The sequence below is a fragment of the Rhodopirellula sp. SH410 genome (genome assembly GCF_055811895.1).
The window spans coordinates 91,469-111,215 of sequence record NZ_CM147949.1 but is presented as its reverse complement, the minus strand read 5'-3'; the positions used below and the strand labels follow the sequence as shown (position 1 = coordinate 111,215).

At 56.8% G+C, this 19,747-nt stretch carries 12 protein-coding genes; 8 read left to right on the top strand and 4 right to left on the bottom strand.

The genetic code is table 11. From position 1 onward, the window contains the following. Nucleotide 1: 1 nt before the first annotated feature. The 3 genes from secA to SH410x_RS00360 form a co-directional block, all read right to left on the bottom strand. Nucleotides 2-3,715, bottom strand: a complete 3,714-nt coding sequence (gene secA, locus SH410x_RS00370) for a preprotein translocase subunit SecA (RefSeq protein WP_473673631.1) — start codon at nucleotides 3,713-3,715, stop codon at nucleotides 2-4. 91 nt (nucleotides 3,716-3,806) lie between these two features. Next, nucleotides 3,807-4,700: a Nif3-like dinuclear metal center hexameric protein gene (locus tag SH410x_RS00365; RefSeq protein WP_473673629.1), complete on the bottom strand. Its 894-nt coding sequence runs from the start codon at nucleotides 4,698-4,700 to the stop codon at nucleotides 3,807-3,809. A 203-nt stretch (nucleotides 4,701-4,903) separates the two neighbouring features. Next, the gene (locus SH410x_RS00360) at nucleotides 4,904-5,905 is read right to left on the bottom strand and encodes an RDD family protein (RefSeq protein ID WP_473673627.1); all 1,002 of its coding nucleotides are present in this window, start codon (nucleotides 5,903-5,905) and stop codon (nucleotides 4,904-4,906) included. Between the two features lie 206 nt (nucleotides 5,906-6,111). Here SH410x_RS00360 and SH410x_RS00355 point away from each other — a divergent pair, with 206 nt between their 5' ends. From SH410x_RS00355 to tmk, 3 genes are read left to right on the top strand one after another with little or no spacing between them, the layout of a single operon-like run. Next, nucleotides 6,112-8,208, top strand: coding sequence for a POT family MFS transporter (locus SH410x_RS00355; RefSeq protein ID WP_473673625.1), 2,097 nt, complete (start codon nucleotides 6,112-6,114; stop codon nucleotides 8,206-8,208). Further along, nucleotides 8,205-8,783 (top strand): hypothetical protein, encoded by a 579-nt coding sequence (locus SH410x_RS00350; RefSeq protein ID WP_473673623.1) that lies wholly within the window; start codon nucleotides 8,205-8,207, stop codon nucleotides 8,781-8,783. Before SH410x_RS00355 ends, SH410x_RS00350 begins: the two co-directional genes overlap by 4 nt. Nucleotides 8,784-8,806: 23 nt before the next feature. After that, entirely contained in the window at nucleotides 8,807-9,439 is a 633-nt protein-coding gene (gene tmk / locus SH410x_RS00345; protein WP_473673621.1) for a dTMP kinase, read from the top strand. A 789-nt stretch (nucleotides 9,440-10,228) separates the two neighbouring features. Here the strand turns inward: tmk and SH410x_RS00340 are convergent. Next, complete coding sequence (locus SH410x_RS00340) at nucleotides 10,229-11,452, bottom strand: trans-sulfuration enzyme family protein (protein WP_473673619.1); 1,224 nt, start codon at nucleotides 11,450-11,452, stop codon at nucleotides 10,229-10,231. 877 nt (nucleotides 11,453-12,329) lie between these two features. Between SH410x_RS00340 and SH410x_RS00335 the strand changes: the two genes are divergently transcribed. From SH410x_RS00335 to SH410x_RS00315, 5 genes are all read left to right on the top strand, one after another. Next, complete coding sequence (locus tag SH410x_RS00335) at nucleotides 12,330-13,859, top strand: DUF3375 family protein (protein ID WP_473673617.1); 1,530 nt, start codon at nucleotides 12,330-12,332, stop codon at nucleotides 13,857-13,859. Further along, the gene (locus SH410x_RS00330; protein ID WP_473673615.1) at nucleotides 13,856-14,494 is read left to right on the top strand and encodes a DUF4194 domain-containing protein; all 639 of its coding nucleotides are present in this window, start codon (nucleotides 13,856-13,858) and stop codon (nucleotides 14,492-14,494) included. Before SH410x_RS00335 ends, SH410x_RS00330 begins: the two co-directional genes overlap by 4 nt. 136 nt (nucleotides 14,495-14,630) lie before the next feature. After that, nucleotides 14,631-15,011, top strand: coding sequence for a GxxExxY protein (locus SH410x_RS00325; RefSeq protein ID WP_473673613.1), 381 nt, complete (start codon nucleotides 14,631-14,633; stop codon nucleotides 15,009-15,011). Nucleotides 15,012-15,137: 126 nt separating this feature from the next. Then, nucleotides 15,138-18,524: an ATP-binding protein gene (locus SH410x_RS00320; RefSeq protein ID WP_473673611.1), complete on the top strand. Its 3,387-nt coding sequence runs from the start codon at nucleotides 15,138-15,140 to the stop codon at nucleotides 18,522-18,524. Next, entirely contained in the window at nucleotides 18,521-19,687 is a 1,167-nt protein-coding gene (locus SH410x_RS00315; RefSeq protein ID WP_473673609.1) for a Wadjet anti-phage system protein JetD domain-containing protein, read from the top strand. The genes SH410x_RS00320 and SH410x_RS00315 overlap by 4 nt, the downstream gene beginning before the upstream one ends. Nucleotides 19,688-19,747 lie beyond the last annotated feature (60 nt).

Below are 19,747 nucleotides of genomic sequence, written 5' to 3'. Positions count from 1 at the left end.
CTCAGACCATTTTTCTCATGCAGCAGGATTTATACTTCTTACCGCTACCGCAGGGGCATGGAGAGTTGCGTCCGATGCGAGGCTCGTCTTTGCGGATCGGTTCCGGTTTGACTTCTTCGCCGTCACCGCGACCTTCGCTTCCTGAGGCCGCACGCTGCGCCGCGGTGTCGCTGGGCATGCGAGCAATCGAACCGGCTTCGTGAGCATCGTCATGCCGAGGGCGAGCATCGACCCAGGTACTGCGAATGAACGCCTCGTTGAACGATTCCATGCGGAAGATCAGTTCCGAGACGCGCTCTCCGATTGATCCCCACATCGTCTCGAACATCCGCATGCCTTCGCGTTTGTACTCGACCTTGGGATCCATCTGCGCGTAGCCCTTCAGCCCTACACTGCTGCGGAGGTGGTCCATCGTGAGCAGGTGATTTTTCCAGGCATCGTCAACAATGTTGAGCAAAATCTGTCGCTCCATCCGTCGCATTTCGGGATAGAACCGATCATCGACGGCCCCTTGGACAGCGAGTGTCAACTCAGCCCGGTCCATGCGAGACAGATCCTCGACAGTGGTTTCGTGGTTCAGCTCGCTACCGAGCCACTCAACGAGTGACTCGAGCTGGCCGCTATCACCGCTGGCGAGTAAGGCGGTTGCTTCATCGTCCGCACCGGCGAAGATTTCAGCGACCTTCGCGATGGCTTGCCCCTGCACGGCAACGGACTGGCCGGCGGTTGACTTGCTGTGCTGGATCAGCTGTTGTTTCAAGTCATCCCGGTTCAGTTTGATTTCATCCACCGACAACTCGGTGTCAAAGCGACCCAGGACCCAGGCGATCAGACCTTCACGATCGAGTGATACTTGCCCACCCTGATTGTCGGTGAAGCGTGAGATGCCCGTCAGCACGGGATACTCAGCTTCCTTTTCGGCATAGGCGGCTTCGGCACGCTGCATCAACGTCTCTGACACCTTGCGGCTATCTTCGATGTCGCGGAACTCGTCCGGTGTGGTTTCGATGCCAAATTTATTCCGCATCCACGCACAGAGGACTCGCAGACCATACTCAGCATCGAGCAGAGTCTCGCCTTCGCTGAGGTCGGTGCTCTCAATGAGCTTGTGGGCTTTCTCGACGAACTCGTCGACCATCTCTTCGCGATCGAGATTCTTGAGTTCGTGATCTTGATAGTTGGTTTGCAGCCGCGTGTTCACCCATGTGGCCATCGCCTTCCAGTTCCACTCATCTTCCATGCCACTCGGCAAGTTCTCTTCGACTGCTTCGGCGATGGTGACTTCCGATTTTCGTTCGGCTTGATCCTTGGCGTAGCTGTCGGCCATCTCGAAGTCCATATTCGAGAAATCGCGTGCATCGAGCTGGCACTGGAGCTGCGTGCCGGCGTAGCTGGCAAAGGTCTCGATGCCGTAGTTCGGTTCGAGGAAAGTATCGACATGCGACTCAATCTCGGAACGGATCAGGCCAAGGATCATGTTACGTGATGAGTGACCGTCGAGCAGATTCTGTCGATAGCGATAGACTCGCTTGCGCTGTTCATCCATCACTTCGTCGTACTCGAGCAGGCTCTTGCGAATTTCGAAGTTGCGTTCTTCGACCTTCTTCTGAGCGGCCGCGATGCGGCGGGTGACGAGCGATGATTCGATCGCTTCGCCCTCCTTCATCCCCATTCGCTCCATCACGCTTTTGACGAAGTCGCCAGCGAAAATCCGCATCAGGTCGTCTTCGAGTGACAAAAAGAAGCGACTGCCGCCGGGGTCGCCCTGCCGACCGCAACGACCGCGTAGCTGCAAGTCGATGCGGCGAGATTCGTGGCGTTCGGTACCGAGCACGTACAGGCCACCGAGGTCGCGAACGATCTCGCCTTCGGCACTCATCTGTTCTTTCTCGTCAATTTCATCAACGAGTTTCTTCCATACGTCGTCGGGCACTTCCAAACGCGTCGGATAGGTATGCTGCAGTTGGGCCCACGCCATCGTTTCGGGGTTTCCGCCGAGAATGATGTCGGTACCACGACCGGCCATATTCGTGGCGATCGTGACGGAGCCAATGCGTCCGGCCTGCGCGACAATTTCCGCTTCTCGGCCGTGCTGTTTCGCGTTGAGCACGTTGTGAGTGATGCCGCGGGTTTCAAGCATGTGGCTGAGTCGTTCGCTCTTTTCGATACTGACCGTACCAACCAATACCGGCCGGCCGGCACGTTCGATTTGCACGATTTTGGCGCGAGGAACGCTCTCAGGCTGCTTCTCATTCTTGGGCACGATTGTGACCGAATCGTCCGTCTCGCTTTGGATCTTGCCCCAAATTTCGCTGCCGTCCTTGAGCGACACGACATCCCACTTGTGGGCACGCTCGACGTCGTCGGCGATCGCGCGAAACTTATCTTTCTCGTTCAGATAAATCAGATCGGGATGCTCGATCCGCTGCATTTCTCGGTGCGTGGGGATCGCGACCACATCGAGTTTGTAAATTTTCCAGAACTCGTCCGCTTCGGTCATTGCCGTACCGGTCATGCCCGACAGCTTTTTGTACATTTTAAAAATGTTCTGCAGCGACGCGGTGGCAAAGGTTTGCGTCTCTTGCTTGATCGGCACACCCTCTTTCGCTTCACAGGCTTGGTGCAGCCCATCGGACCATTGGCGACCTTCCATCAGACGCCCTGTAAACTCGTCAACGATGACGATCTGCTGGTCTTTGACGACGTAATTAACGTCGACTTTATAGAGGTAGTGAGCCTTCAGCGAATTGTCGATCAGGTGCGGCCATTCCATGTTGCCCGCGGTATAGAAACTTTCGACACCCGCGAGTTCCTCGGCCGCCCGAACACCTTCGTCGGTCAGCGTGACGTTGTGCTGCTTCTCATCAACGGTGAAGTGGATCTCCTTTTGAAGCTGCCGGGCGACACGGTCTGCGTCGGCATAACGACTGAGATCGAGATCGGCGGGACCGCTGATGATCAAAGGTGTCCGGGCTTCATCAACCAGAATATTGTCGACCTCGTCAATGATGGCGAAATTCAGCGGCCCTTGGCATTGTTGGGCATCGCTGGGGAATCGGTCGTCGCCCTTGGCCGCCGGGCGCATGTTGTCACGCAAGTAATCGAAACCGAATTCATTGTTGGTCCCGTACGTGATATCACACTGATAGGCCGCTTGCTTCTCCTGTGTGCTCATACCGGACTGGATCGCGTTGATCGTCAGACCGAGGTTCATGCACAGAGGTGCCATCCACTCCATGTCGCGGCGTGCCAGGTAATCGTTGACCGTAATGACATGCACGCCCTTGCCCTCGAGGGCGTTGAGGTAGGCGGGCAGCGTCGCGACGAGCGTCTTCCCTTCACCCGTCACCATTTCAGCAATCCCACCGGCGTGCAGCACCATGCCGCCGATCAACTGGACGTCGTAGTGACGCATGTTGAGGAATCGCTTGCCGCCTTCGCGGCAGACTGCGAATGCTTCGACAAGCAGGTCATCGAGCGTCTCACCCTGACGCAGCCGTTTACGAAATAGCTCCGTTTGAGCACGTAGCTCTTCGTCCGTGAACGCCTCGTATTTGGGCTCCAACGCATTAATCTGATCGACGCGGTCTTGAAGCTTGGCGACGTGTCGCGCGTTGGCCGAGCCAAAGATGTTGGTGGCAGCCTGGCCGACTCGTTCGAAGGTTCCGCCGAAAACGAGACCGAGAAGGTCCCAAAGACGCTCGAAAATGGACATAGAGTTTTTTTAAGGGGTGAAACGCGTTGGTTGTAAAGGGTCTGACCCCTTTGCGGATAGGTTCTTTCGTAAACCGTGGCAGTGTTCCACGTTACGGGTTTGGCGAATTTCGGTCAACTGCGATCACGTCCCGCTCACAGCGACTCGCCCAAACCCTGAAGCCATCCGCCTGAGTCGATTTGGCATGGATCTTGACCAACTGCGACATGGTTTGCAAACGCTGGGCCAGACTCTCCATTGCAAACCGTTCACTGGCGTAGTGCCCGAGCATGGCTAACGATATTCCCGTGTTTTCCGCCTCCAGACAGGTGTGAAACGTGGCTTCGCCGGTCAGCAGCAAATCGCAACCAACGCGACGCGCGGCCGCAACAAAGCTGCCACCACTGCCACAAGCAATCCCGATTCGCCGCACGCGGCGCTGCCGATCGCCTACCATCCGAGGCCGTGTCGCGCCCGAAAATTCCGCTGCAAGCGTCAAAATTTCATTCGCGGTGCAGGGCTCAGATAGATCCCCATACCGCCCCGCTCCCAACGCCGCATCTTGCCCGGTCGCCCCATTGCCCCCATATCGCTCGTCCGATCCGATCTGCTCACCCACCGCCCGGCGAACGAGCGGCCCCAGAGTGCTGACGCCCAACGCCTTGCACCACTGATCGTTGATCCCCCCAATCGCGGAGTCATAGGCAGTATGGGCGCTATAGAGAGCTGTATTGCTTCGACACAGTCGCCACACCAATTCACCAGTAACCGAATCCGCCGTAATTTTCTTCAGCGGCTGGAACGGCAGGGGATGATGAGCGATGACCAGATCAACGTGTTCAGCTTCGACCTCGTCGACGACCGCGGGCGTGACGGTCAAGCACGTCATCACACGAACGGCGGCCGCCGTTCGATCACCCAGGAGTAAACCGACGTTATCCCAGTCCTCGGCGAGCCGCAGCGGAGCGATCTCAGCCATCGCCTGACAGAAATGTTGGATTTGCATAATCGTGGCCTGAGTTCCGGGGGCGTTTCGCGTATTTTGTCACAGATAAATTTTAGGGGTAGTGGATCTGGTGAACGACGCAGCTGGATGAGGATCTTTCCCAAAATTCACTACCGCCCACCGTCACGATTCGCTGTGGCCCCAAGCACTACTCGTGGCCCCGAACACTACTCGTGGCCCCAAGCACTACTCGGCCCCGAACACTACTCAGGGACGAGTTGTTTTTGGTCACGCCGCAGCGGACTGTATCCGGCCAGCGGTCCCAGATCGGCGGGTTCGTCGGCCGGGGCGGCGAGAAAGGTGCGGTAGTAGAGCGCGAGCATGAGTAAATCGAAGTCGACATTGGGCACGAAATCAAACCGTTCGATCAGAGGAATGGCAAGATGGCGAGCGATTTCGGTACGGCGGCCTGGCGTCAGGTAATGCCGCCGCTCAACATAGATGGCCAGCGTCCGCGCCATGCTTCGCGAAACGGCGTAGTCCCCGGGCACAAACGATGCCAGCGGCGCGACGCGGGGATCGTCGATCTTGGCAATCGGTAATTTCCACGTTTTTTCGTCGACGATGACCATGGTGCCTGCCGCGATGTCGCCGAGCCGCTGCATTCGCCGCGTGCAGATCACGCTGATCAGCCCCACGATTCCTGTGGGGATAAAGAACACCGGAGGCACGTCCATCGCGAACTGAGGTAGTGCCGCCATCGGTGCCATGTCCGCGACACGCAATAGATTACGAATGATCGCTCGGCGGCCGGTGATGGGGCATCCATCGACGTCGATCACGCGGATGCCCAGCATCCACTTGCCCACCGTGCGACCATTGAAATAGGTCTCCATCGACGCCCCATAGAACCAACTGATCACGAAATAGCTGACCAGGATAGCGCTGACGGCGAACGCACCGAGTACCTCGATGGCCAACATACCGACCAGGAACCAGAGCGTGATCACAATGCAGAGCATGATCCCATATCGCACCAACACATCGACGAGATAGGCCGGCAGCCTCCGAAAGGGCCCCGCTAACTGGTACTCAAATGCGATATTCTCCGGCGTCACGACTTCGATCGTAGTGTCGAGTGGACGCGTGGGTGCCTCAGTCGCTGCCGTCGTCAATCCGCGTGACCGCGGTCTACGTTGAATCTCGCGAGCATCGAGTTCAGGCTCAGCGGCAATCGCAAGGGCGCGTGTGGAGGCGGTGTACATGCAGCTAATTTACACGAAATGCTCCGCATGCGAGGTACGCAAGGGAAACATTGGGCCTGTCGAAACGGCATAACGACCACTGGAGGCCTATCCTACGAATACTTTTGGTCCATCGAGCGTCACGGACACCTGTTTTTTGCTAAATTACGCATCCAACAACTTCGGTGCCTTCCCCAGCACCTTAAAAATCATCCGAGAGGATCTCGATGTCATCATCCGCAGTCGACCCGGCCGCTGGTCCCGAATCCGATTCGGGCAATTCGTCATTTGCCTACCGCACCCGCCCCGCAGCATCGCCGGGGATGCCCAGTGGGATTCCCTACATCATTGGGAACGAGGCCGCCGAGCGATTCAGCTTCTACGGCATGAAGGCCATCCTGACGATCTTCATGGTCGAGTATCTGCAGTGGATGGGCAGTAGCGCGCCGGCGGCAACAGCCGGCATGAGTAATGCCGCGGCGACCGAGCATTTCCATACCTTCACCGCCGCGGCCTATTTCTTCCCGGTTTTCGGCGCGTTGCTGGCCGACGTCTTCCTGGGCAAGTATCGCACGATCCTGTACCTCTCCATTGTGTATTGTGTCGGCCACGCGGCGCTGGCCTTGATGGGCACGCCGCCGGTCGGCGCGGGCATGTGGCTGTTTATCGGTCTGTTACTGATCTCGATTGGCTCGGGCGGCATCAAACCGTGCGTGTCGGCCAACGTCGGTGACCAGTTCGGCAAAGCCAACCAGCACCTGTTATCAAAAGTCTACCAGTGGTTCTATTTCAGCATTAACCTGGGCGCGTTTCTATCCACACTCCTGACACCGTGGGTGCTCCAGCATTACGGTCCGCACTGGGCCTTCGGTATCCCGGGCGTGCTGATGGCCGTGGCAACATTTCTGTTCTGGCTAGGCAGAAAGGAATTCGTCCACATCCCGCCCGGTGGGATGGCATTCGTCCGCGAAACATTCAGCTGGACCGGGATCTCCGCGATCCTCAAGTTGATGATCATTTTTTCGTTCATCGCGGTGTTCTGGGCGTTGTTCGATCAAACCGGCTCTTCGTGGGTCCTGCAGACCAAGAGTCTCGATCGAACGTTTTTAGGCATGACGTGGCTAGAATCGCAAATCCAAGCCGTCAATCCAATCTTCATCCTCACGCTCATTCCTCTCTTCCAATTTGTCCTCTATCCGCTCGTCAATCGCGTTTTCACGCTCACGCCGATCCGCAAAATTTCGATCGGATTGTTTGTGATGATGGGTGGCTTTGCCATCGTGTCGGTGCTCCAAGAGAAAATCGATTCCGGATTGGAACCCTCCTTGGGCTGGCAGTTTTTGGCGTATGTCGTCCTAACCGCGTCGGAAGTCATGGTGTCGATCACAGGCTTGGAATTCGCCTACACCCAAGCCCCGAAGAACATGAAATCCATCGTCATGGCATTGTTCTTACTCTCAGTCTCGCTGGGCAATATCTTCACCGCTTCGGTCAACCACTTCATCCAAACGCCTGCCGTCACAGGTTTGGTTAGCGGCCTCACTGCCGAACAGCTCACGCCCGGTGCAACGATCACCAACGGTGGTTTTACATCCAACGTCCTGCCTCTGGAAAACGACGACGCCGAAATCCGGCAGCTCTTGATCGCCGGGCCCGATGGCAAGACCGGCACTGACGACGATGTCGTGATCAGTGTCAATCACGAAGGCCTCATGCAATCGATGACCAATGCGTCCAAGCCAATCTTCGAAGCCGCTGCCGATAAGATTGAAAAAGCGTTCTTTGCCGGTGCGAGCGAGTCCGCGGACACGCTGCCAAACGTCAAACAAATCACCGGTTTGCTCGATGGCGTGGAAGACGCGCATGGCAACCCGATTGAGTACAAACTCATTTCTCGCGACCGCTACCAACTCGTCTCCGCCGGTGCCGATGGCGTGGATGGGACGAAGTGGGACGAAACGCTGACCGGGATCCTACAACGTCCGAATTCCGATGAAGAGCAGGACGCGTACAGCTGGCTGGAACGCCGGAAATTGGAATTACTCGGCCAAAATGACCCCGTAAAAACCGCCGCGGCAAAAGCGAAGATCGACCAAGCACGTGGCGGCGGTACCGAGACCACCTTCTCTCGCGAGTACGCTATCGGTGGCCGCGTGCTGCTCGAAGGTGCGGACTATTTTTGGTTCTGGACCACGTGCATCTTTGTCGCCGCGGTCCTCTTCGTCCCGGTCGGTTACTTCTACAAAGAGAAAACCTATATCCAGGATGACACCGATGGTCCCGCTCACGACCAATCGGTCGCTGAGGAGTCACTGGTATCATGATGCAATTGATCGCCGAAAGTCCCGTCATCCTGGCCATGATGCTCGGCGTGCTGGCCGCGGGACTGATCTACGGATGGTTGCAGTCCGGCCGCAAGCCTCTGGCGATCGCAGGATTGATCGTTGCGTGCCTGATTCCCGTTGCCTGGATGGTATCGGAGAACTGGGTAACCGACCGTGAGCAGATTGAGCAATTGATCTATCAAACGGCCGATGCCGTTGAAGCGAACGACTACGAACGGGCAGTCGCGGTCATCGGCGACGAAGCGACCCGCCGCCAAGCACTCAGCGAATTACCGCAGTGGGAGTTCAGCCAAGCCGACGTGGGCAGCATCCAAAGCATCCGTTTGATCGAAGACACCATGCCGATGCAGGCCGACGTGGACATGACCGTCAAGGTCGAGGTCAGCAGCAAACGAGGCGGGTTTCAACAACTCCGCGTTCCCCGACGACTGCTGCTGACACTTGAAAAACGCGACAGCAATGCCGATCAAGTCGGTGGCGGTTGGGTGGTCACGAAATATGAGCACATGTCGATTATCGGTCCCTCCGATGGCTTTTCGACACAGCCGAAATAGACTCCACAACTCCCAAGTTCCCCATGACGATCCCTCGCTTCATCTCCTTTGACGGCATCGATGGTGTCGGCAAATCGACGCAAATCGAACGCCTCGCTCAATCCCTTCGCGAGCAAGGGGTCGATGTGCTCGTCGTGCGTGACCCAGGAACCACCGAGATCGGTTTGAAGCTGCGCGAGATTTTGCTGGACGGCGAAATCTCGATGCACCGACGTACCGAAGCGATGCTGTTCATGGCGAGCCGATGCGAGATGATCGAAACCGTGCTACGGCCCGCATTGGATGCTGGCAAAACGATTATCTCCGATCGTTTCTTACTTGCCAACGTGGTCTATCAAAGCACGAACGACACCGCGGGAGCACCGCAGGTCACGCCCGCAACGCTCTGGCAGATGGGGCACCTCGCCTGCGGCGGCCTGCATCCAGACCTCACGCTGCTGCTCGACTTGCCGGTCGACCAAGCCTACGAACGACTCGGCGAGAAAGTCGACCGGATGGAGGCGCGGGGACGCGACTATCTCGAACGGGTGCGGCAAGCATTCCTGCAACAACTGCCTGCCACAGGTGGACGTGGAAAAGTGATCTCGGCAGCGGGCAGCGTTGACGAGGTCGCCGAGCGAGTGACCCAGGTAGTGTTGGAAATGGAAGCGGCCTAGCGGCGTGCTGATTTTTTGAGCCGAGTCGCGTAAGCGGCCGGGTGGCACCCGATGCCTTACGGCATTCGGCTCAACATTGCCGGTCGAAGGAAGCGGCCTAGTGGCGTGCTGATTTCTTGAGCCGAGTCGCGTGAGCGGCCGGGTGGCGCGTGGCACCCGATGCCTTACGGCATTCGGCTCAACATTGCCGGTCGAAAGAAGGCGGTCTAGTGGCGTGCTGATTTCTTGAGCCGAGTCGCGTGAGCGGCCGGGTGGCACCCGATGCCTTACGGCATTCGGCTCAACATTGCCGGTCGAAGGAAGCGGTCTAGCGACGTGCTGATTTCTTGAGCCGAGTCGCGTGAGCGGCCGGGTGGCGCGTGGCACCCGATGCCTTACGGCATTCGGCTCAACATTGCCGGTCGAAGGAAGCGGCCTAGCGGCGTGCTGATTTTTTGAGCCGAGTCGCGTGAGCGGCCGCGTGGCACCCGATGCCTTACGGCATTCGGCTCAACATTGCCGGTCGAAAGAAGGCGGTCTAGTGGCGTGCTGATTTCTTGAGCCGAGTCGCGTGAGCGGCCGGGTGGCGCGTGGCACCCGATGCCTTACGGCATTCGGCCCAACATTGCCGGTCGAAAGAAGGCGGTCTAGTGGCGTGCTGATTTCTTGAGCCGAGTCGCGTGAGCGGCCGGGTGGCGCGTGGCACCCGATGCCTTACGGCATTCGGCTCAACATTTGAAATCAACAGCCTGGGATGCCTCCAGCCCGTGTTGAAACAACACCATGGGCCCGAAGCCGCTACGGCTTCCCTTATCCGCATGCCGCAAATGCTCGCTCCAGATCAGCCTGCAGGTCTGCGAAATTCTCTAGACCCACTGACAGCCGAATCAATGAATCAGTGATCCCGTGTTTGGCGCGCGCTTCGGGGGCGTAGGAGGCGTGAGACATCGTCGCAGGTTGCTCAATCAGCGATTCGACCGCGCCCAAACTCACCGCGAGATGGAACAACCGCGTACTGCCACAGAACTTCTTGACGGTCTCGAGGTCGCCATCGAGATCAAACGTAATCATTGCGCCAAATCGCTTGGCCTCATCGGCCAGTCCCGCGTCGAACAGGTCACGTGCTCGCGCCGCTTGCGGGTGTGATGCCAAACCGGGATAGAGCACCGAGCGGACGCGATCATGTGATTCCAACCATTCCGCCAACTTCATTGCCGTGGCGGACTGTTCGCGCACCCGCAGGTCAAGAGTTTTCAGGCCTCGCGAAATCAGGAAACAGGTCATCGGATCGAGCACCGCGCCGGTCGCGTTTTGGATGAAGTACAACCGGTCGTATAGCTCCGGGTCCGCGACCGCGAGCGTGCCGCCCAAGCAATCACTATGGCCGCCGAGATACTTAGTGGCCGAGTGCATGACAATGTCGACGCCCCATTCGAGCGGGCGGATGAGCGCCGGCGTGCCAAAGGTATTGTCGACACCGAGCAACACGGCATGCTGCTTTGCGATCTTCGCAATGGCGGGCAGATCAGGAATCGTCATGCGTGGGTTGCCAATCGTTTCCGCCCAAATCAATTTAGTTTGCGGTTGGACCGCTGCTTCGACCGCTGTCACGTCGGTCATGTCGACCAACGATACCTCGATGCCGCTGGCGTCGCAGATCCGGTGCAGCAAGCGATAAGCACCACCGTAGATATCCGTTCCAGCGACAACATGATCGCCCGATCGCAGCAGCATCATGACGGCATGAATGGCAGCCATGCCGGAGGAGAACGCAAGTGCTCCGGTGCATTCCGTGGCATCCGAACTCTCCAACGACGCAAGGGTCCTCTGCAGCGCCGAACGAGTTGGATTGCCGCTGCGTGAGTAATCGAATTGCCCCCACTCCCCTGCCCCGGGTTGGCGAAACGTGCTCGCAAAGTGCACAGGTGCCACCACCGCGCCCGTAGCAGGATCGACTTCGCCACCGACATGAATCGCCCGTGTGCGGAATCCAGCGGAACCGTTGTCGTTCGGTTGGGGATTGGGATCGTTCATCGTTGTTTCACCTTCTCAAGACCACAGGAACGATTGATGTCGCGGATTGCTTCGCGATCCAAGCTTTCGACCGCCTAGCGGTCAGCGACTGCCCCAGCGATTGGTCCCATAATTCTAAAAGTCTGGACACGCGCGGGATAGCCTGGGGCGTCAGTCTGCGGCTACACCAATTTATAGTACGTCGAAAGCGTTTTTGGGCAGTTAGCCGGCAGTCCAACGACTGCCTCCACTAACGCAGCCATCACGAATGCGCGGTGACCGCACTGGCAATGAAGCTCAGGGATGAAGACTTGGCAGAAAAATGGCGGGCGAGCAATGTGGACAGTTCTCTCGGCGATGCCTGATTGTTCTAGATGTTCGTTCTTAAGTACGAAATTATTTCCAGTGGCTGCCGCTTGGAATGACGGGGCCCAAAAGAAGGGCCCCCCCAGAATTCGTTGGGCATTGGCAACGATGTCCTGCCTTGAACGGAGGAGTTGAGAGACGGTCGCCAGCCCCGTTTGCCCACTCCTCAAAAGATCAACGCTGAGAAGGGTAAGGAACGAACGGAAAATAAGTGGCCGAACGCTCCGCGGTCGGAATCATCGACCGCGGAGCGTTCGACCACAATTTCAGACAGTAATTCTCCGCTCGTTCCTAAGCGCAAAGATGCAGAGAAACCCAGTCAGTCATCTCGCGTTCTCTCTTCTCTGCGACGCCCCGACTCTCGCGTCTCTGCATCAATTTTTTTCAGGCTCATCCATGAACTCGCCCGCCGTCACGATTTCAAAGGACACCGAATCAAGCAAATAAATTCCGAGGTGCTTCGAAAACTGCCGCTGAAGGTTTTCCTCAATCCGTGACCAAACGTGTCCAGCCGGCTAGTTAAACTGGCGGCATGGAAATCGAAAGCGTACAGGCATTTTTGGAATCATCACCGACCGTTCGGTTGCTGCGTGCCGATTCGGGGGCGTTTGTTCTGTTCTTTCTCCGCCAATCACTGAAACTCACGTGCGAAGACTCCGCGATCTCCCTGCCGCATGACGAACTGCAACACAAACTCAAAATTTTCCAGGAAAACCTTCATGCGGATGGCTACGACGCGCTGACCGGTTCACCCGATCGGTATCTTCGCGAGTGGTCCGACGCGGGCTGGCTGCGTCGCTTTCTACCTGCTGACACTTCCGGCCCACGGTATCAGTTGACTCGGTACGCAGAGGACGCGATCGGGTTCGTGGACGCTGCACTCTCTCGCGAAAATCGGATGGTCGGCACCGAGAGTCGCCTGAGGCTGGTGATCGACACGCTGACCGATTTGGTGCTCGGTGCATCGTCGGATCCTGATCGTCGGTTGGCGTCGTTGCTCACCGAACGGGAACGCTTGAGTCGAGAGATCGAGGCGATCCAGGGCGGTGCTCCTATCGACACTTATCATCCAGCCCAAATTCGCGAACGGTTTCATACGGCTGTTGATTTGCTGAAAACATTGCAGGGTGACTTTCGCGCCGTCGAAGATCGATTCGACGAAATCGCTCGCGAAGTCACACGCAGTGCTCTCGATGTCGATCGCCAGCGCGGTGAAATCTTGGCCACCGCGTTGGATGCCGAAGACTTGGTCAAACAACAGGACGAAGGGGTCAGCTTCAACGCCTTTGTGGCGTTTCTGTTCTCACCGCAGGCACAAGCGAAACTTCGTGATACGATCGCCGAAGTCACACGGCTCGAAGCGATCTCGGAGGACCGGGGCAGTATCGAACATGTGCGAGCCATGGTGCCATCGCTATTGGCCGAAGCCGAAAATGTACTCCGCCAAACCGGCCGTCTGTCCCATACGCTACGTCGGTTGCTCGACAGCCAATCGTCTGGCCACCGACAACGAACGGCTGAGGTCTTGAAGGAACTGCGAACGTTGGCGGTCAAGCTGAAACGCTCGGTCGAGCAGACAGAGGAGCATGTCCCGGCAAACATTGGTTTGCGAGTCGATACGTCGATCGGTGTCCACTCACCCTTTGCACGCCCGTTTTGGACACCGCCACAGACGTTCGATGTCGATGTGCAAAACCACGAGATCGCGTGGGAAACGGTCGAGCGGCAGGCTCGCAAACTCGCAGGGTTGGAACGTCTGCACTGGGACCGGATGCGCGACCTGATCCAACGCGTGACCGCAATGCAAACCCACGTCTCACTCTCTGAACTATTGCAGCATCGCCCACCCAAGGTGGGTGTGATTGAGTTGGTCGGTTGGATGCAGATCGCTCACGAGGATGGACACAGAATTGATCGCAATGCCTACGAGCAAGTCACCGTAACAACGAGCGATCCGCTCTCAAAACAATCCAACAGTGTTCGCGTCCGCGTACCGCTGGTTACATTCTCACGCACACACGACTTAGAAAACGAGTCGGTTCGCAAACGGAAACCTCGATGAGTGACTCACCCCCCGATGCCGTTCTCACGCCTGAGATGTTACCGCCACCCGTACCGTGGGCCGGCGCCGCCGTTCGGTTGTTGCAAAATGTCGTTTATCATGACGATCCGGGAGACGCGTGGGAGTGCATCTTGGCAGGTGCCACACCGCTGAGCGACTACTTCGCCCGTCTCGGACTGCTGCTGATCGTTAACGAAGAAGATGGCTTCGCGTACTTGCGCCAGATCGAACCGGAATCCCTACCGTCGGATTACCCGCCGATCCCGAAATTGTTCCGCAGCATTCGTTTGACCTTCGAGGCATCACTGCTGTGCGTTCTGCTGCGGGAGGAACTACGTCGTTTTGAAGAAGAAATCCATCGCGACGGTCGCTGCGTTGTGTTGCAATCTTCCCTGCTAGAAGTTTGGCAGACGCTAGTGCCCGGGGAGGAGGACGACGTGCGTGCCAACCGCAGCCTAGGTGGACAACTACGCAAACTCGAAGAACTCAAATTCGTGCGGCAGTTTGAAAAGGAACCAGCAAGCTGGGAGGTTCGTCGAATTTTGAAAGCCAGGCTACCGCTCGACGAGCTAGAGCGATTGCGAACGGATCTCGAAGCGGAACTGCATCGTCGGAGTGAACTGGAAGGCGGTTAGTTAAAATCCAACGCAGAGGCGGGGAGACGCAAGGACGCAGAGAAAACCCTCACTTGATTTCACTCGTTGCGTCCCCCCGCTTCTCTGCGACTCACCGTCTCTCGCGACTCTGCGTCCATTTTCCTGGGAACCAGTCATGCACGAGAACGACATTAGCAAAATCATTTTGAATGCATCCATCGAAGTTCACCGAACGCTCGGCGCCCCAGGCCTGCTCGAGAGCGTCTACGAGGAAGCGTTGGCTTGGGAACTGAACGAAGTAGGATTGTCTGTTGCACGGCAACAATTGGTACCAATCCATTACAAAGGAAACGTGTTGGCAACTCCAATGAAGCTTGATTTGCTCGTCAATGACCTGGTCATCGTCGAATGCAAAGCGACCTCGAAATACAATGATATTTTCGCGGCTCAGTGCCTGACGTACTTGCGACTAATCAATCGCAAACTTGGTATCGTCGTCAACTTTGGCGAACGCATGGTGAAGAATGGATTCCACCGTGTCGTCAATGGCCTGTAAAAATCCAACGCAGAGGCGGGGAGACGCAAGGACGCAGAGAAAACCCTCCGCTCGTCGCGTCCCCCCGCTTCTCTGCGACTCACCGTCTCTCGCGACTCTGCGTCAACTTTCTCTCCACCACCACCCATGAACCGACTCCCCCACCCGAAATCAATCTCGCAGGACAGCGACGTGACGCACGCTAGTCAAACCGCCGGATTTCGTTTAGCCACCTTCGAAGTCTTCAACTGGGGGACGTTTGATGGGCAAGTGCATTCGATCTCGCCCCACGGAACGACCTGTTTGTTGGTTGGCGAGAACGGTGCGGGGAAGTCAACCTTAGTCGACGCGATGTTGACGCTACTGGTTCGTCCAGGCGTCCGAAACTACAACGTTGCTGCGGGAGCGGCAAAAAAAGAACGCGACGAAAGAACTTACATCCGCGGAGCCTACGATCGTACGGCGGGGCGTGATGAAAAGCCGCAAATCCAATACCTGCGGGATGGAAATGGTTTCTACACGGCGTTACTGGCGACATTCACCAGTTCCAGATCGGAAAAAACCTTCACTGTCTGCCAAGTGATGCACCTCACTTCGTCCGGTGATCGGAACATCGTATACGGTTTCGATACCAAGCCACGAACGATCGCTGGAGATTTGGCCGGTCTGAAATCCGGCAGCGACGTCAAGGCAACGATGGCTGACCGCGGTTTCCAAGTCACTGAAAGCTATAAACAATATCACTCCTGGATGCAGCGACAGGCGAAGTTTCGGCCCAAAGCGATGGATATATTCAATCAAACCGTCGCCGTCAAAGACGTGCAGCGGCTCGATCAATTCATTCGCGAACACATGTTGGAGAAGAAACCTTGGAACAACAAAGTTTCCAACCTGCTCAAACACTTTGCCGAACTGAGCGAAGCCCATCGGGCACTGGTCCAGGTTCGTCAGCAATCTGACTTGCTCGTGCCGATCATGAAGGCGGGCGAGCGGTATCGCAAAACGAATGCGAAACAGCAATCTGCCCGCGACCAACTAGCCGCCTCGGGACTGTATTTTGACGTCGCGACTGAGCGGTTACTGCGGCCGCTCTGTGAGCGGTGGTGTCTCCGCATCGAACACCTCGGCGAACAGATCGGGCTGCTCGACGATGAACTCAAATCCAAACGCAGCGAAGCCGCGGCGGTTGAATTAGAGATTCAGCACAGCGGTGGCGACCGATTGCGGAAGCTACCCCACCTGATCGAGCGACAGGAACAGTTTGCCAACTCCAAACGCGACAAACGACTGGTCTTTGAATCCAAACTCAAACAAGCCGGTATTCAAACGACCATCACGAGTACCGAGCTGCTCGCCAAAGCTCATCAACAAATCCTTCAAAAACGTGATGCACTCACCGCTGAGCGTGCAACGGCGGTCGCGGCACTTGAGAACCAGAGCTATCAAGTCGGTGTTCGCAAACAACAGCTTGCTGACGACGAAAGTGAATTGGAGTCGCTACGCCGTCGCAAGGGAAACCTACCTGATGCCTTCATCGAACTGCGTGCTGAAATCGGTCAAGCCTTCAAACTGTCGCCCTCCGATCTTCCTTTCGCGGCGGAACTGATCGCAGTCGATCCCGAATACCGACGCTGGGAATCGACGATCGAACAAGTCTTGCACTCATTCGCACGCACGCTGTTGGTGCCTGATGATTTATACGCAAAGGTGTCCGGCTATGTCGATTCGCAGCGATTGACGGATTCTCGGGGCCGTGGGTTACGACTGACGTATGATCGTGTCGGTGGGATGGTGACAAAAACGAACCAACGCTGGACACAGCTGAGTCTGCCAGACATGTTGCACTATCGCGACGACCATTCGCTGATGCCCTACGTGCGTGGCGAGATCCTGTCACGGTTCGATCATTTGGCTTGCGAGAGCATTGCGGACTTTCAACAGGCGGCTCGCCGCGCGATGACGATCCATCGGCACGTCAAGCAGAACCAACGACAGCATGCCAAAGACGACCGCAGCGTCCCTGACGATCGACGTGCCTTCGTGCTCGGCTGGGACAACAAAGCGAAACGCGAAGCTTTGGAACGTTCGACGGCACAACAGAGAACGGAACTCGTTTCGATCGAGGCTGCGGTTGTGAGGTTACGGAAAACGAGCGACCGCGCCACCGAGTTACTTGGCATCTTGGACGAGTTAGCCGCCCAGACCGAATTTGATACGATGGATGATTCTCGGCATGACTACGAAGCCTCGCAGCTGCGTTTGGAAAAACACAAGCTCGAATCGTCGAACGACCAAATGGTTCAGCTCAAGTCGAAATTGGCGGCTCTCGATGCCGAAGTCAAGGGTTTGGACGCCGAGCGTGATCGCTTCGTAGGCGAACGTTCCAAGCTGGATAGCGAAGTCGCAACGAGCGGCAACACTTTGACGCGTGTCGACAAGAAGATTGCTGCGGCCACCGCAGACGGTCGCCTGGCGAGCTTTCATTTGCAGTTCGAGGAAATCGACTCGCTGTGCGGTGAGCGGAACCTGACGCTTGCTAATCTTGGCGTTTTACCACGTGACATCACCGACGAACTTTCCGCCAGCGTCACTGAGGTCGAGCGGCGAATCGATCCGGTTCGCAATGAGTTAACGAAGGCGATGGGGCGACTGCTACAACGATTCCCCGTTTTTGAAACCGAACTCGACCCGGCGCCGCAAGCACTCCCCAGTTTTGAGGCACTCGCTGAGCGAATCAACAAGGACGATTTGCCGCGCCACGAACGTCGATTCAAACAACGCTTGAAAGAAAAGGTGCTGCAAGAGATCGGCCTCCTGCACGGTTCGCTCGAAGATGAACGCGAAGAGATACGCAGTAAGATTGAAACGCTCAACGAGGCATTGCGGCAACTCGAGTGGAAGACGGATACGTACATGCGACTCGAACCGACCGACACGGCGGATGCTGAAATTCGCGATTTCCGACGTGAACTGGCGGGCTGCCTGGAAGGCACCCTCAGCGGCGCCGACGAAGCTAACGAGGCGACGTTTCAGAAGATTGAAAAGCTCGTCGATCGGCTGCGAGATGATGCCAACCTACGTTGGCGTGAAAAAGTGATTGACGTCCGGAACTGGTTCAAATTCGCTGCCCGCGAATACGACAAGGTGACAGGCGAGGCGGGTAGTTACTATGACGGCGGCACGGGACAATCTGGTGGTGAGAAAGGAAAACTCGCGTTCCTCGTTCTCGTTGCCGCGATCGCTTATCAGTACGACTTGCAGCTCGATGATCCTGATTGCGATCGGTTTCATTTTGTGATGGTTGACGAGATGTTCTCTCGGAGCGATGACACGCGTGCCAAGTATGCACTCAATCTGTTCGCGAAGTTCAACCTGCAACTCGCCATCGTGGCACCTCTCGATGCGAAGGCGCGGATCACGGAGAGTTACGTCGGCACGTACGGTCATATCATCAAAAATCCCGATACGCACCGAAGCGAACTGATCTGCTTGACGGCCGAACAATATCAAGCCGTGCAGGACGACGAAACGTGATTACGAGCGAACAGATTCGCGAAAAAGCCAAGCGGTTGTTCGGCAAAGCGGTTAAGTCGTGGATCACCGGAGAGCTCGATGCGTTTTTCCCCTACCGCATACCCGCCAACTTGACGCCTGCGAAAAACCATGCCAGCGCGATTGCAGAAGTTGACTCACTTCGTGCCGCGAGTAAGACGTCGATCGGTTACGGGTACCGTATCGAGTGGGTATCGCGACGCAGCCGCACCCATGGATTGAATGACTTTCCTGACGCGATCACGATCGATTCGATGGACGATTTGGTGCGATTGAGCGGTCATGCAAAACATTGGCAACTTCTGCAAGTCGCTGCCGCAACGCTGCTCCGCAGGCAACCCGCTCTCACCGACTGGCTTACCCGCAGCACGAACTGGAAGGTTTTGCTCGAGGTCGGTGATGAGTTGAACGACTTGCTCAGCATCCTCGATTACTTTGTCACGCACCCCCGTCCTGATTGCTTTGCTCGCGAGTTACCGATTCCGGTGTCGACAAAGCTGATTGAGAACCATCGTCGCCGATTGGCGATTTGGCTTGACCTCGTTTTGCCCCACGAGTCGATCGATGTTCGCTACGGCCATGACGCTTTTGAGCCACGCTACGGACTCCGTTACGCCCGCCCCCATTACTTGCTGCGGGTTCTCGACGAGGACCTCCAGAAGGAAGCTGGACTGCCGTTTGACGAGTTATCGCTACCCGCGGAGTCACTGTCGAAACTGGCGGTCAGTGACGTTCGCATCTTGATTGTCGAGAACAAAGTCAGCCTGTTGGCATTGCCACCGCTGCCACGAACGCTGGCCCTGGGAGGACTGGGAAACGGTGTCACTCAGCTATCGAGTATCGGCTGGCTTAGCACCAATGACCTGTGGTACTGGGGAGACCTCGATGCCGATGGCTTTCTGATCCTCGACCGTTTGCGCCGTGCCCTGCCCCGCGTGCAGAGTCTGATGATGAACAAACAGACGGTCGAACAATTCACTGGTTTGGCAACCGCAGGTAACAGGGCACAAATCAAACCACTGGATTTCTTGACCACCGACGAGCTACGGTGTTATCACCATTTATGCGAAACAAACACACGCATTGAACAAGAGCACCTGCCTATGGAGGCGATGCGAGCATCACTGCCCATGTCAGAAGCGTGAATGCCTTCCACGCACAATGATTCGCTCAAGTCACGCGAGCCCATGAACCAGTGTTGCCGG

What these genes read in the sequence shown, in the direction of transcription:
- secA (WP_473673631.1), bottom strand. Translation starts at nt 3,715, where the DNA reads ATGTCCATTTTCGAGCGTCTTTGGGACCTTCTCGGTCTCGTTTTCGGC.
- SH410x_RS00365 (WP_473673629.1), bottom strand. Translation starts at nt 4,700, where the DNA reads ATGCAAATCCAACATTTCTGTCAGGCGATGGCTGAGATCGCTCCGCTG.
- SH410x_RS00360 (WP_473673627.1), bottom strand. Translation starts at nt 5,905, where the DNA reads ATGTACACCGCCTCCACACGCGCCCTTGCGATTGCCGCTGAGCCTGAA.
- SH410x_RS00355 (WP_473673625.1), top strand. Translation starts at nt 6,112, where the DNA reads ATGTCATCATCCGCAGTCGACCCGGCCGCTGGTCCCGAATCCGATTCG.
- SH410x_RS00350 (WP_473673623.1), top strand. Translation starts at nt 8,205, where the DNA reads ATGATGCAATTGATCGCCGAAAGTCCCGTCATCCTGGCCATGATGCTC.
- tmk (WP_473673621.1), top strand. Translation starts at nt 8,807, where the DNA reads ATGACGATCCCTCGCTTCATCTCCTTTGACGGCATCGATGGTGTCGGC.
- SH410x_RS00340 (WP_473673619.1), bottom strand. Translation starts at nt 11,452, where the DNA reads ATGAACGATCCCAATCCCCAACCGAACGACAACGGTTCCGCTGGATTC.
- SH410x_RS00335 (WP_473673617.1), top strand. Translation starts at nt 12,330, where the DNA reads ATGGAAATCGAAAGCGTACAGGCATTTTTGGAATCATCACCGACCGTT.
- SH410x_RS00330 (WP_473673615.1), top strand. Translation starts at nt 13,856, where the DNA reads ATGAGTGACTCACCCCCCGATGCCGTTCTCACGCCTGAGATGTTACCG.
- SH410x_RS00325 (WP_473673613.1), top strand. Translation starts at nt 14,631, where the DNA reads ATGCACGAGAACGACATTAGCAAAATCATTTTGAATGCATCCATCGAA.
- SH410x_RS00320 (WP_473673611.1), top strand. Translation starts at nt 15,138, where the DNA reads ATGAACCGACTCCCCCACCCGAAATCAATCTCGCAGGACAGCGACGTG.